This is a genomic window from Bacillus sp. JJ675 (assembly GCF_036963165.1).
Taxonomy (GTDB): domain Bacteria; phylum Bacillota; class Bacilli; order Bacillales; family Bacillaceae; genus Bacillus; species Bacillus glycinifermentans.
In genome coordinates, this window is record NZ_JBALMR010000116.1 from 1 (window position 1) to 12,648 (window position 12,648).

General features: G+C 42.6%; 14 protein-coding genes and 1 pseudogene. 6 read left to right on the forward strand and 9 right to left on the reverse strand.

Going from position 1 to position 12,648, the window contains the following annotated elements:
- Window positions 1–352 precede the first annotated feature (352 nt).
- Together V7126_RS23370 and V7126_RS23375 are read left to right on the forward strand one after the other, a co-directional pair.
- Complete coding sequence (locus tag V7126_RS23370) at window positions 353–565, forward strand: hypothetical protein (protein ID WP_046131159.1); 213 nt, start codon at window positions 353–355, stop codon at window positions 563–565.
- Between the two features lie 209 nt (window positions 566–774).
- A complete protein-coding gene (locus V7126_RS23375) occupies window positions 775–2,412 on the forward strand; it encodes an APC family permease (RefSeq protein ID WP_373688026.1) in 1,638 nt (545 codons plus the stop codon).
- Between the two features lie 57 nt (window positions 2,413–2,469).
- Here V7126_RS23375 and V7126_RS23380 read toward each other — a convergent pair whose 3' ends face one another.
- The 9 genes from V7126_RS23380 to V7126_RS23420 all read right to left on the reverse strand — a co-directional run bounded on the left by V7126_RS23380 (window position 2,470) and on the right by V7126_RS23420 (window position 8,827).
- Window positions 2,470–3,636: a Gfo/Idh/MocA family protein gene (locus V7126_RS23380; protein ID WP_175077610.1), complete on the reverse strand. Its 1,167-nt coding sequence runs from the start codon at window positions 3,634–3,636 to the stop codon at window positions 2,470–2,472.
- A gap of 25 nt (window positions 3,637–3,661) precedes the next feature.
- Window positions 3,662–3,895 (reverse strand): sugar phosphate isomerase/epimerase family protein, encoded by a 234-nt coding sequence (locus V7126_RS23385; RefSeq protein ID WP_419761782.1) that lies wholly within the window; start codon window positions 3,893–3,895, stop codon window positions 3,662–3,664.
- The gene (locus V7126_RS23390; protein ID WP_272901922.1) at window positions 3,880–4,578 is read right to left on the reverse strand and encodes a sugar phosphate isomerase/epimerase family protein; all 699 of its coding nucleotides are present in this window, start codon (window positions 4,576–4,578) and stop codon (window positions 3,880–3,882) included. The genes V7126_RS23385 and V7126_RS23390 overlap by 16 nt, the downstream gene beginning before the upstream one ends.
- A 138-nt stretch (window positions 4,579–4,716) precedes the next feature.
- The gene (locus V7126_RS23395; protein ID WP_175077609.1) at window positions 4,717–5,586 is read right to left on the reverse strand and encodes a helix-turn-helix transcriptional regulator; all 870 of its coding nucleotides are present in this window, start codon (window positions 5,584–5,586) and stop codon (window positions 4,717–4,719) included.
- 272 nt (window positions 5,587–5,858) lie between these two features.
- On the reverse strand, window positions 5,859–6,188 hold the full coding sequence (locus tag V7126_RS23400) for an HIT domain-containing protein (RefSeq protein ID WP_175077608.1): 330 nt from the start codon (window positions 6,186–6,188) through the stop codon (window positions 5,859–5,861).
- 76 nt (window positions 6,189–6,264) lie between these two features.
- On the reverse strand, window positions 6,265–6,672 hold the full coding sequence (locus tag V7126_RS23405; protein ID WP_046131162.1) for a hypothetical protein: 408 nt from the start codon (window positions 6,670–6,672) through the stop codon (window positions 6,265–6,267).
- 393 nt (window positions 6,673–7,065) lie between these two features.
- Window positions 7,066–7,845, reverse strand: a complete 780-nt coding sequence (locus V7126_RS23410; protein WP_175077607.1) for an alpha/beta fold hydrolase — start codon at window positions 7,843–7,845, stop codon at window positions 7,066–7,068.
- Window positions 7,846–8,014: 169 nt separating this feature from the next.
- Window positions 8,015–8,221 (reverse strand): DUF1657 domain-containing protein, encoded by a 207-nt coding sequence (locus tag V7126_RS23415; protein WP_046131163.1) that lies wholly within the window; start codon window positions 8,219–8,221, stop codon window positions 8,015–8,017.
- Window positions 8,222–8,320: 99 nt separating this feature from the next.
- Window positions 8,321–8,827, reverse strand: coding sequence for a hypothetical protein (locus V7126_RS23420; protein WP_373688023.1), 507 nt, complete (start codon window positions 8,825–8,827; stop codon window positions 8,321–8,323).
- A 705-nt stretch (window positions 8,828–9,532) separates the two neighbouring features.
- Here V7126_RS23420 and V7126_RS23425 point away from each other — a divergent pair.
- The 4 genes and pseudogenes from V7126_RS23425 to V7126_RS23440 all read left to right on the forward strand — a co-directional run.
- Window positions 9,533–9,721: pseudogene (locus V7126_RS23425) on the forward strand (DUF6597 domain-containing transcriptional factor); the annotation flags it as partial.
- Window positions 9,722–9,730: 9 nt separating this feature from the next.
- Window positions 9,731–10,240 (forward strand): helix-turn-helix domain-containing protein, encoded by a 510-nt coding sequence (locus V7126_RS23430; protein ID WP_438823824.1) that lies wholly within the window; start codon window positions 9,731–9,733, stop codon window positions 10,238–10,240.
- A 51-nt stretch (window positions 10,241–10,291) separates the two neighbouring features.
- Complete coding sequence (locus V7126_RS23435; RefSeq protein WP_046131165.1) at window positions 10,292–10,654, forward strand: VOC family protein; 363 nt, start codon at window positions 10,292–10,294, stop codon at window positions 10,652–10,654.
- A gap of 1,001 nt (window positions 10,655–11,655) precedes the next feature.
- Window positions 11,656–12,429: an acetoin reductase gene (locus V7126_RS23440; protein ID WP_046131166.1), complete on the forward strand. Its 774-nt coding sequence runs from the start codon at window positions 11,656–11,658 to the stop codon at window positions 12,427–12,429.
- The last annotated feature ends 219 nt before the right edge of the window (window positions 12,430–12,648 follow it).

Here is a 12,648-nt window from a genome sequence, read left to right on the forward strand (position 1 = left end):
GTTTTGTCAACGGTCTGAGCACCCGATTCATTCGGGTGCTTTGCTTAAGTAATGTCCTTACCGTACATTTACGCTGTGTTTACAAACCAAAACCTTCAGCTATGGAAGGGAAAATTTTATATCGTATTAAAAATACTGTAAGTTTCACATTGTCCAAGTTGATGGTTGTATGTTCCGATTGCCTCAAACCGCTTTGGTGATTCAGCTATGATTTTTTTTGCCTCAAGATAATGGATCATTTGCACAAAACCAGTCCCTGCCAAAGCAAAGTTCCCCCCGAAATTTCGCCATTACATTACTCCTTTCTCACATTTTATTTCAAGAAATACTTTCATATAGAGGTGGGAAACGCATGACAAAACTTAAATTCAGAAGGCTATGGATCCCGCCTTATCAAGCGCAGGATAAAAGGAAGCGTGCAAAAGGAGAAACACCATCAATGCAATCAAAAATGGCTAAAGAAACGTTCCCGCCCTGCTGTCTGAGCCCGGTCCATCTTTCCGCTCAAATAGCACCATCGCCTGACATGCAAATCTTTATCGATCCGACTATTTCCCCGTTTTAAGGACGGCATCTGCCAAATATCTATATTCCAAAATTCCGATCGATTTTAAGATATATTGATATACTAAAATTCCCCTCAAATCGCTTCCCTTCAGTTATTTTTCGGGCTTCGAAATGATCATGTTTCTTCATCCAAAAAAAAAGATATTGACAAGGCAGAAGATTTCGAAAGATAATAATGAAAATGAATGTTATATTTTATTACACGACATGAAGGGTGACATCAATATGAATTTACAACGAAAGATGGGAACGTTTTCACTTATGATGGTCGGTCTTGGTTCAATGATCGGCTCAGGCTGGCTGTTCGGAGCGTGGAGAGCCGCGCAGATCGCAGGTCCGGCCGCTATATTTTCGTGGATTATCGGAATGATTGTCATATTGTTTATCGCACTGTCTTACAGTGAGCTTGGTGCGATGTTTCCGGAAGCGGGAGGAATGGTGAAATATACGCAATATTCCCACGGTTCATTTGTCGGATTCATTTCTGCGTGGGCGAACTGGATCGCGATTGTATCCGTTATTCCGGTAGAGGCTGTCGCTTCTGTTCAATATATGAGCTCCTGGCCTTGGGAATGGGCAAAATGGACAAGCCGTTTGGTCGATAAAGGACAGCTGACGATTGAAGGGCTGGCCATTGCTTCTGTTTTACTCATCATCTACTTTTTATTAAATTATTGGACGGTCAGCCTGTTTTCCAAGGCTAACACGTTTATTACCGTCTTTAAAATCGTGATTCCGGGTCTTACGATTGGCGCTCTTTTATTTGCCGGTTTTCACAGCGGCAATTTCACTGCCGGCGAAAGCATGGCGCCAAACGGATGGGCAAGTGTGCTGACTGCCGTGGCAACGTCAGGTATCGTGTTTGCATTTAACGGATTTCAAAGCCCGGTTAACATGGCGGGCGAGGCGAAAACCCCCGGGCGTTCGATTCCGATTGCCGTGATCGGATCTATTTTGGTCGCCACCGTGATCTATGTGCTGCTGCAAGTCGCATTTATCGGATCTGTTAACCCTTCGATGATTGTAAACGGATGGAGCCATTTGAATTTCAACTCTCCATTTGCAGATTTGGCAATCGCTTTAAATATTAACTGGCTCGTCTTGGTTCTGTATGCAGACGCTTTTGTTTCCCCGTCGGGAACAGGCATCACATATACGGCGACAACATCGCGGATGATTTACGGAATGGAAAAGAACAAATACCTGCCTAGCATATTGGGCAAACTTCATCCGATCTATGGCGTACCGCGCCAGGCGATGATTTTCAACCTGATTGTATCGTTTATCTTCCTGTTTTTATTTAGAGGCTGGGGTACCTTGGCAGAAGTCATCTCAGTTGCAACATTGATTTCTTATGTTACAGGTCCTGTGACCGTCATGACGTTGAGACGGACTGGACACGATTTACACAGACCGCTGCGCCTGAAAGGATTAAGCATAATCGCGCCGCTTGGATTTATTTTCGCGTCGCTTGTCTTGTACTGGGCGCGCTGGCCGCTGACAGGACAAGTTTTATTCATTATCCTGATCGGTCTGCCCGTTTATTTCTACTATCAGGCAAAAGCAAGCTGGAAAGGCTTTGGCAAGCATTTCAAAGCCGGCATGTGGATGGCTTTCTACCTGTTGGCGATGATGCTCATTTCCTTCTTGGGCAGCGACAAATTCGGCGGCTTAAATGTGGTTCATTACGGCTGGGACATGCTGTTGATCGCCGTTGTTTCCTTAGGTTTTTACACTTGGGCGGTTAAGAGCGGATTCAGAACCGAGTATTTGGAAGATGCCAAAAAAATGAATCAAGAACTCCAGGAATCGCAAGCGGAAGCCGCTGCATCCAAAGAAATGTAACGAAAAAACCTTACGATCGGCAGGTCGTAAGGTTTTTTGTTTCCTTCGCGCCTTTTCTCATTGGTATTCAACCCACACAGCGCCGTTATCTGCAGATCGTACACAGTTCTCAACCCACCTGACGCCTTCTACTCCCGCCTCAATTCCCGGGTACCAAAGGTCTTCGCGCCAATCTCTGCGCTCGGCCGCAGCGATGGCTTTGGCAAACCGGGTGTACAAATTTGACCACGCTTCGAACAAGCCCTCAGGATGGCCTCCTCCTATCCGGTCGTCTGCCAGCGCTTCCGGATAAAGATAATTCATGCCGCGGTCTAATATCATGGCCGGTTTACCCTGAACTTCATACCTTAGCTGATTCGGATGTTCATCCCACCATTCGATGCTGGCTTTTGAACCTATAACCCGAATCTTCTGCCCGTGCATAGAACCGGCATTCACGCAAAAAGACCACACCGTCCCGATAGCACCGTTTTCATATTCCATGATGGTATATGCATTGTCCTCGAGCGGCGCCCGGCTTTTTACAAAGCTTTGGCGTGTACACATCAGTTTTTTTATTTTGAAGTTTGGCAGCATAACCTTTGATAAATATAGCGGATGTGTTCCCAAATCCCCCAAAACATAGCTCGGACCCGCCATTTTCGGATCAACGCGCCATTTCGTACTGGCATTTGCCGCTTCTACGGGTGCGGAATGGAAACCGTGTGCAAATTGCATGTTTACGATGCGAATGTCACCTAATTCTCCGTTTTCAATCATCTGGCGGGCTTGTTCAATCATCTGGTGTCCTGCGTATCCATATGTAATGCCGACCACCAGCTGTTTGTTTTTCGCGAGCTTTTCCAGTTCGATTGCTTCCTTCACCGTAAAGCACAGCGGCTTCTCACATATAACATGCAGGCCTGCATAAAGAGCCGCTTTCGTCATTTCATAATGCGTGCCATTTGGCGTTGCGATTGAAACAGCCTGAATACCGTCTTCCCGTTTTGCTTCCTTTTCAAACATTTCCTTGTAGCCGGCATAGCACCTCTCAGGTTCAACGTGCAAATTGACGCCAAAGTCTTTTCCGCGATTTGGATTGATATCGAAGGCGCCGGCCACCAATTCAAAATTATGGTCGCGAAGCGCAGATGAACGGTGAATGTAGCCGATTTGGCTTCCGCGTCCCCCGCCTATCATCGCCCAGCGTATCGGCTGCTCAACATTTTTTTCACCTTGAATCATCTTTCATTCCTCCTTTTGCCGTCATCTAAAAACCGATATTCTTTACATAGTCAATGCTTTGTTTTACATCAAGTAAACTCGAAGCGCAGGTTCTCGGGTCGCGCTCCTGCTCAATCGTGATATATCCGCGATAATTGATTTCTTTCAATAAAGAATAAATCGAGCCGTAATCGATGATTCCCTTACCGATTGGACACATCACTCCTTTTGCGCAGGCGTCAAAGAAGCGGATTCGTTTGCCCATCATCTGTTGATACATATCGGGATCAATATCTTTAAAATGAAGATAATAAGCCGGTCTGCACAGTCTCTTAGCCACTGGGCCGGGTCCATTTTCGAATAGTACAGGTGCCCGGTATCAAGGCAGAGCCCTGCCGTTTCATACGGGATGTCCTCCAGCAATTTCTTAATCTCGTCTTCAAATTCGATATAACCGCCGGCGTGCGGGTGGATGACCGGCCGCACCCTATAGCGGTTCCACGCCCGTTCTGAAAGAGCAGCGATATGCCGCATCATCTTGCTCCAATCCTTTTCAGACAGCCTTTTGGCTTGATCGGGATGCCCTGCGTGATAATCCCTTTCCTCATGCCCCCAATCGATGATGACCAAATACGGAGGCGGAAACGGGATTTCGTCTTTCAGCGGCGAACGCGGCAGCTTCGTAATTAATGAACAAATATCGTCGACCTGATGCAATAGCTTTTCTACGTTGCTCTCTGATACGAGATCATCAAAAATGGTTCCCGCAATGATGGTCAAATCGTGTTTAGATAGCTCTGCTTGAACCCTCTTGACATCCATTGGCACATATCCATACGGTCCTAATTCAATCCCGTCGAATCCCGCTTGTGATGCCTCTGAGAGAACCTGTTCCCACGGCGGCAGAAAAGGGTTCTTCGGATCGTCGACACCCCAGCAGCACGGGGCTCCGGAAATTTTCATACTCACTTGAAACACCTCCAAAACCGATACTTTTATTTTAAGCCCGGCTTAAGTGAAACGCTTTCATATTCTTGTTTTATTTAAGCAGCTTTTTCTGCTATTTCGACCGAAAATGTTCACGATCTTGTTTGACGGACTTTAGTTTTTGGAAGACTTGTTTTTCGTCCAGTGCTGGCGGTATTTTTTCGGAGATATGCCAACGATTTTAGAAAAAAGGGTCGTAAAGTAGCTCATATTATCATAGCCAACCGTGCCGGCAATCTTTGTCACGCTGTCATTTGTGTTAATAAGCAGCGACTGCGCTTCCCCGATTCGGCGTCGGATAATATATTGAATGGGCGAAAAGCCGGTGGATTTCTTAAAAGCATGAACCAAATAATATGAGCTGATGTGGAATTTTTGCGACAGCAATTGCAGCGTGATATCCTCGGAATAATGCTCATCAATATAGGCTTTAATTACGTTTGTCAATTCTGATTCTTCTGATTTTGATAGTGCTGCGTTTTCCTTTGGAATCTGCAAAATGATCGCAATCAATGCGCAAAGAAGGTAGCTGCAAATCTCCTCTGCACCGGGTTTTTCTTCAGAGATTTGCAAATACATCATCTCCAGCAATGATTCAATATCCGATCTATGCTCCCCGCTGTGCAGCACGCATGAATGTTCGCCGGAAACCAAATGATTTCTCGGCAAGCCGGGCACTTTCACATTCGTAATGCCGCAGCAAAAAACGCTCATATCCGCTTCAGATTCAGCGTATTCATCGTGAAGAACACCGTTATTATATATTAAAATATCACCTTTCATAATGCGGTATTTACGGCCGTCAATGATATGCGTGCCATTCCCCTCTTTTATAAAAATGATTTCTATCACATCATCGTGCATGTGCATCGTTCGGGGTAATCTTGTATGGGTATCGCCAACATTGCAAATATAGAGCAATTGAGGAATCAAACCGTGATCAAAGCTTTGATTCAAATGTCGTTTCACAAAATATTGAGTCAACATTTATCCCCCCTGTAGGAAACTTTCAGTGCAGACGATATCATTTTTCATGTGCGACTCTCACTCATGGATCCGGACCGATGGGAGGCGATGGCCCGTTAATCTTCATGCCGTTCGCCATCGGTATGCCCCGCAATAAAAAACAGAGGAAAAAATCCTCTGTAATAGCTTGTTAAATAAAGAAAAACCGGTTCCGGCCGATTGTATAACTTTTTTCCATCCGTGCGGGCTAAGTGTGCAGCGCGTACAACCACGCGCCAAATAGCGTATTTTTATCTCAAAGGTTTTCCTGAAACGATATGCCAATGAAGATGTTTTGAATCCTGGTAGGCGCCCAAATTTGTGATCACTCTGCAAGCACCGTTTTCTTCCGTCACCATTTGAGCCACTTTTTTAATAACATCCAGTAATTCGAGTAATAATTCTTGATCCTCTTCTTCCAACGTGATCAAAGAAGGGATATGCTTCTTAGGGATGGCCACAATATGAACAGGATAAAAAGGTCTTGTATGATAATAGGCTAGTACATTCTCGGTTTCCATCACTTTATTGACCTTTGTTTTCCCGCTCAGCACTTCATCACAATAAAAATCTTCAGTCATGATAAACCTCCTATAACCTGACTATATGTAATCATCCATCTAAAACGAGAGGGTGTATTCTCTTCACTCTTATACATCAATGATGGTGGCTGTGGCTCGTTTTTCGGAATTTATGAGTATGGCTGCCGGTTGTGCTTTTTTCCTTTTTTATATCCGACTTTTTCACCCACCATTTTGTTCCTTTATAAGCGCCGTCCAGTATTTCCAGCAAAGCCATGTCCTCTTTATTGATGAGCTTCACGGTTTTTACCCGTTGATACCTCGGGATTGATTTTATGGTGACGCCATCTTCGTTAAATACAGTAAATCTCCCTTTTTTCTTGGCTTCCTTCCAATTTTCAATCGTGTCAGCACCGTAAATCGATGTGCCGAGTTTCAGTTCATCTCCTTTTTTCATCCCCTCTTCGAGAAAGCCGGCGATGATTCCTCCTATGATACATAAGAAAATAGATCCATACAGTAATCGTTTGTAAAACTTTTTCATATCTTTTCCTCGATTTTTACTTCATTTTGGAGTGAGAATGATTCTGTCTTCCCCTCCCTTTGCATCCAGTCATTCCTCTTCAAAAACCGCCGCTGCTTTCAATGATTCTATGAATCGCCCCCTCTTTCGGAAGCAGGCCTTTTTGTCATCATTTCGATGCAGCTGTCATCAATTCGCGTCGTTCACCATTTGTGACCGGTTCATCCAAACGTTTTGTCATGAATTCGTTCAAGCTATGAATATGCGTTTGTAAAATAGACTAATGCTGATCTGCTATTCATTCGTACGAATGCCGATTTTTCAGCAAAGCAAAAACGGCTTTGTTTTCTTTTTTAGATGTCGTTGATATTATCCTACAAATTGCCTCAAACGTTAAAGACTTTCTTTAATCATCTAAGCAAACTGCGTCAAGATCCGGTTGAATTTTTCCCGCTCTTCCCAGAAAGGCCCGTGGCCGCTGTATTGAAACGGAACGAGCTCTGAATTCCTTATGTTTTGATGCAGCTCGCAGGCTTGTGCAAACGGAATGACTTTGTCATGAACGCCGTGAATGATTAAAGTAGGAACAGATATTTTCGGCAAATCGGCATACAGCTTCTCATCCCTCAGCATAACGATGACAGCTTTGGTCGACCATCCCGCTGCCTGTAAGCCGAGATGAAAAAACCAGTCTGAGAATGGTTGTGTGATATATTGAAAAAAAAACGTTTCCGTTACTTCTCGCATCATCTTCGGTCGGTCATTTAGCGCTGTGTTAAGCAAATGGTCAGCATTCTCTTTCGTAAAGCCTACAGGAGCTGCAGCGTCGATCAGGACGAGTTTTGAAACGCCGTGGCCTTTGTGCCGGGACATATACCTGATCGCGATAGATCCCCCTGTAGAATGGCCGGCAAGTATGAAGCTGTCTAACTGAAGGGCATCAACCACAATGCGGATGTCATCAGCCAAGCGGTTGTAACGGTAGCCGTCCATCGGCTTATCCGAATGTCCGAACCCCCTCCAGTCAATGCCTATGCAGCGGTATCCTTGTGCCGGCAGAACGTTAAACTGATACTCAAATTGCTTATGGCTTAACGGCCAGCCATGCAAAAAAACGACCGCTTCGCTGCTTTCAGGATTTATATCCTCCACATATAAATGAACCCCTGATTCGACTTCAACAAAATAGCCCACGCCATTCCCCTCCATAAAACGTCTTTTCACAATAAGATACTCGGGCGGTTAAATATAGGTGAATGCTGCGGGTCAAAAAAACCCCTTGATCTCTCAAAGGGTCGTCATTCTCATTCCTTATCGCATGTGTTTATAGAAAAAGGTTGGCACTTCACCAACCTTTTTCAACCTACTGCTGTTTATATTGAGGCTCTTCTTGTTGAATTTGCTGAAGACGCGGTTCAAGCGAATCAACAAGCGTCTGGGTTTGTTGAGCAGCTTGCTGATAAAGCTGCTTTGCATTCTGATTATCAGTATTCAATGAAAATGTTTCAAAGCTGGCCTGGGCGCTTTTCAGACTTGCAATGGCCTGTTTCACTTGATTGACGACAGTCATGTTTTCTTCCTCCTTCGCTTGTAAAATTGATGTATCTACATGTAGAATGAATTACTTTCCGCATTCTATCCGATCCATTTTTTTCAAATTGAACGATAATCAAAAAAGCCCTCTCTTTCCAGAAAAGGGCTTTAAGACTTTATTGCGATGCCTGTTGGTTTTGCTGCTTTTGCTGCCCTTGTTGACCTTGCTGCCCTGTTGGCTGAATGACTGTTGAGCCTGTTGAAGAGCTTGGCTCATTTGGTTCATCGCCTGATTGGTTTGAATCCCTTGAAGAGCTTGATTAAGCTGTTGAACAGCCTGCTGGATGTTTTGCTGAATTTGTTGATCAGTCTGCTGCATTTGCTGCTGAGATTGAGAACTGAATTGCTGAATTTGCTGCTTTAATTGATTGATTCCCTGATTCGTTTGAGAACCTTGCTGAGCCTGGCCGCTTTGTTGTTGAGACATTCCAAGCTGGGATACATTTTGCTCTAATTGAGCAAGCTGCTGCTGAAGGCTGCCGAGTTCTTGGGCAAGCTCAGTATCCGTAATATTCGCCCCAAGCATTTGGGCATGCTTTTGTTTTTGCTTTTGCTGATTTTGTTGTTGATTATTTTTGGTCATCAGAAAAAAATCCTCCTTTTTAATTGATCACATCCTTTATGATTTTCTTAATGCCAAAAACGATGTAAGGAAATTCCAGTATGATGAAGGATTTTCCATAATAATAAAGAAATCTGGGGGATATGCTATATGTAGTCGCAAAAAAGGCCGTCAACTTTTCAAACCATTTTTTTCTGTATAAATCGCAACATTTTTATTTCCCGTATGTAAGGCATTTCCTGCAGCCGGAGTCAGATCATCCCATCCGATGAACAGCCTGAGTTCGACCGGCTAATGATCGCTCATCATCAATGCATGGATAACTGTCATACGCGATTCATGCTGGTTCCCCTCGAGGTGAGTTTTCCGCGCCCGGAATACGAATGAATAAAGTTTTGGATTTTTGATTTGCCGGCTTGCCAACCTAAACGAGATTGCTTCCCAGTCGTTCTCCTTTACGTTTCCTCCTTCATATTCAATTTGCAGAGCTTTTTCAGGACAAGTAAGGCTGGATAAAATAAAAATATTTTAAAGTGAAAGATCTTATAGAAGAGAATGGATTATAATAATTCGGAATAACGATCATTACATAATGGAGCAAAACAAATGAGGTATGAAGAGAAAAAACCGCCAGCTGCATTAGAACCGTATATCAAATGCTTCTGGTATTTAAATAGGGAATATGATGAATCCGACAATGAGGAAGTACTTTAGCCGGATGGATGCTATGAAATGATTTTTCATTTTGGCACAAAGTACAAAGTTCAAAATCAATTAATGGATACTTCTTTTTTAATAGGGTCATTAACGCATTACCATCGATTAACCGCACACGGCAACATCCGCTTATTCGGCATTCGTCTAAAACCTTGGGGGTTAAAGTTTTGGGTTGATACAGATATAAAGGAACTGAGGGACAAATTTTTGCCTCTTGACTCACTATTTAAACAAAGCATCATTGAACAAATGGAGAGCCGATTAAAGGGCGTTGAAATAGAAGAAGGAATGACGCTACTTCATGAATTTATGTTAGATACATTCAAGCAAAACCATTTTGTTGATAAACATTTTATTCGAATTTTAACTGAATTATATGAATTCCCTGTTCAACAAGACATACAAACTTTGGTTTCAAGGAGTCATTATTCTCAAAGGCAATTTGAACGAAAAGTAGTGGAGCTGACGGGTCTGTCTCCAAAAAAGCTCAGCAAAGTAGCGAGGTTTAATCAAGTCCGGTTGAAGATATTTTTCGCTCCCGAAATAGACCTTCATGATTGTATGCACGAATTCGGCTACTATGACTATGCTCATTTTTCAAAAGACTTTAAAGAATGTATAGGTCTGACTCCGAAAGAGTATAAAAACTGGATATTAGAAAAAAAGAACCTAAGACACAACAACCAGGAGAACGTCGTTTTTTTACAAGATGAATAAAGCGGATTTTACTACTATAGGAATTGACATTGATTGAAGGAGGAATTTCTGATGATCACGAATGTAGGAACTGTTGCAGTATACGTTGAGGATCAACAAAAGGCGAAGGATTTTTGGACCAACAAAGCAGGCTTTGACGTTGTGGCAGAACACCCGATGGGACCGGAAGCATTTTGGCTTGAAGTCGCCCCGCAAAATGCCCAGACTCGTTTAGTCATTTACCCGAAGGCAATGATGAAAGGCTCTGAAAATATGAGAGCATCCATCGTATTTGAATGCGATCATGTTCTCGAAACATATAAAAAGATGAAAGCGAATGGAGTGGAGTTTAAAGGAGAGCCGCAGGAAATGCAATGGGGCACATACGTGCAATTCAGCGATGAAGACGGCAACGAATTTCTTTTAAAAGGGTAAGCAGAAGACAGACAGGTTCTTTTTTAGGAACTGTCTGTCTTTCTTGCATTATCAATTGCATTTTTACTTTGATAGATGCGAGCAGCAAAGCGCCTTCGAGTATTCTCTTCTAAAACTGCTTCAAGCTTGTCGGAGAATTGCAAGTCAACTCTTGAACTGCTGTAGACGTCTGAGCACGCTTCTCTTTTGCCGCGCGGTATCGAAATGAAGCCAACGCTTTCGCCATTTCCATCGGCATGCGAGGATTCATAAAGGCTGCCATTTGTTCAGTTTCTATTGAAAATATTTTTATTAGTGGTTTATATGATCGATATCATATATGGGCAGCGCTTCCTCGGCGTTTGTAGAGGCAAGGGCTGCAGCCCCTTGTGGGTCACATACGCAATTTTGCCTTCACCGATAGCTGATCACTGGCGGAAAGCTGCAATACTCCTCATTTAAAGAGCATGCTTCTACTGGATACAAACCAATTCACAATAACCTTCATCATTCAATATATATTGGCAGGCCCCGGGAGGCAATACGGGACACGGACGGCCACTGGCATAAACGGGATATGGGTTTATGGGAAAAGACGGGTTTATAGGATAGGAATATGCGGGTACAGGATATTGACGATGAAACAAGCCTATCACTCCTTTTTTATATTATTAAGATTGTATTTGACTGTTTGCGTTCTTGCAGATTGTCTATGGATAATTGTGCAATTGCCTAACGAAGGTTTCTTGCCAAGTTAACTTTGTTTTCATCATTAAACTATACGCGGGATAAAAAGAAATCGTACATTGATGCCTTGAGTAAGCTAAAAAAGGAGCAAAAATGGCGATCAGATAAAAAACGCGCCTCTTTTTTGTTGTTAAACAAAGAGAGATACTTAATCATTGCAGCAAAGCAACAATGTCAAGTTATACATTAGCTTTGCTTCGGACTCGTCCCGTATGTTTTGTTATACTAAAATAGACAAAACCTATCATAATTTTCTAACAAAAGGAGAGATCTCCATGAGAAAAGTAGCTATTGTTACCGGTTCTGCTGGAGGATTAGGGAAAGGCATAGCGGAGAGACTATGCCACGACGGTTTTCGTGTCGTACTACATGATATAAATGAAGCATTACTGAACGAAACTGTTTCAGAATTAAAAGAAAAGAACTTTGATGTTATCGGTGTTAAAGGGGATGTATCTAAACGAGAGGATCAATTCAATTTAGTTAAAGAATCGGTAGATGCCTTTGGCCGTTTAGATGTTTTTGTAAACAATGCGGGTATCGATGCAGTTTCTCCATTTTTGGAAATTACTGAAGAACAGCTTAATAGATTATTCAAAATTAATGTAAATGGCGTGGTTTTTGGCACTCAAGCTGCCGCTGAACAATTTATTCAGCAAGAAACAAAAGGAAAAATCATTAATGCTTGCAGCATAGCAGGTCACGAATCATTTGAAATGCTTGGCACATATTCTGCGACTAAACATGCTGTAAAATCTTTCACACATTCAGCCGCTAAAGAGCTGGCAAAATATAAAATAACTGTAAACGCATACTGTCCTGGCGTTGCAAAAACAAAAATGTGGGATAGAATTGATGAAGAAATGGTGAAATACAGCAGTGACCTTAAACCAGGGGAAGCTTTTGAAAAATTCTCCTCAGAAATTGCTCTAAAAAGATATCAAACACCTGAAGATGTTGCTAATTTAGTGTCTTTTTTAGCTTCAGATGATTCGGATTATATTACTGGTCAGGCGATATTGACTGATGGCGGTCTTGTTTATAGATAAAAAATATTTACTTAATGGGAGATGACCATATACAGTCGGATTTTTTAACCCCGATTGAATCGTGAAAAAAAATAAAAAGCCATTCTCGAATCTGATATGCTCCCCTAAAGGTAGACAGATGAAATAAAAAAATCTGTTTGCCTTGGGGGAGTTTTTTCATGGCTGGAAAATGGTTTTCAAAAGAAGAAAAATTGAATATTCTATCAGAATGTGATCAGG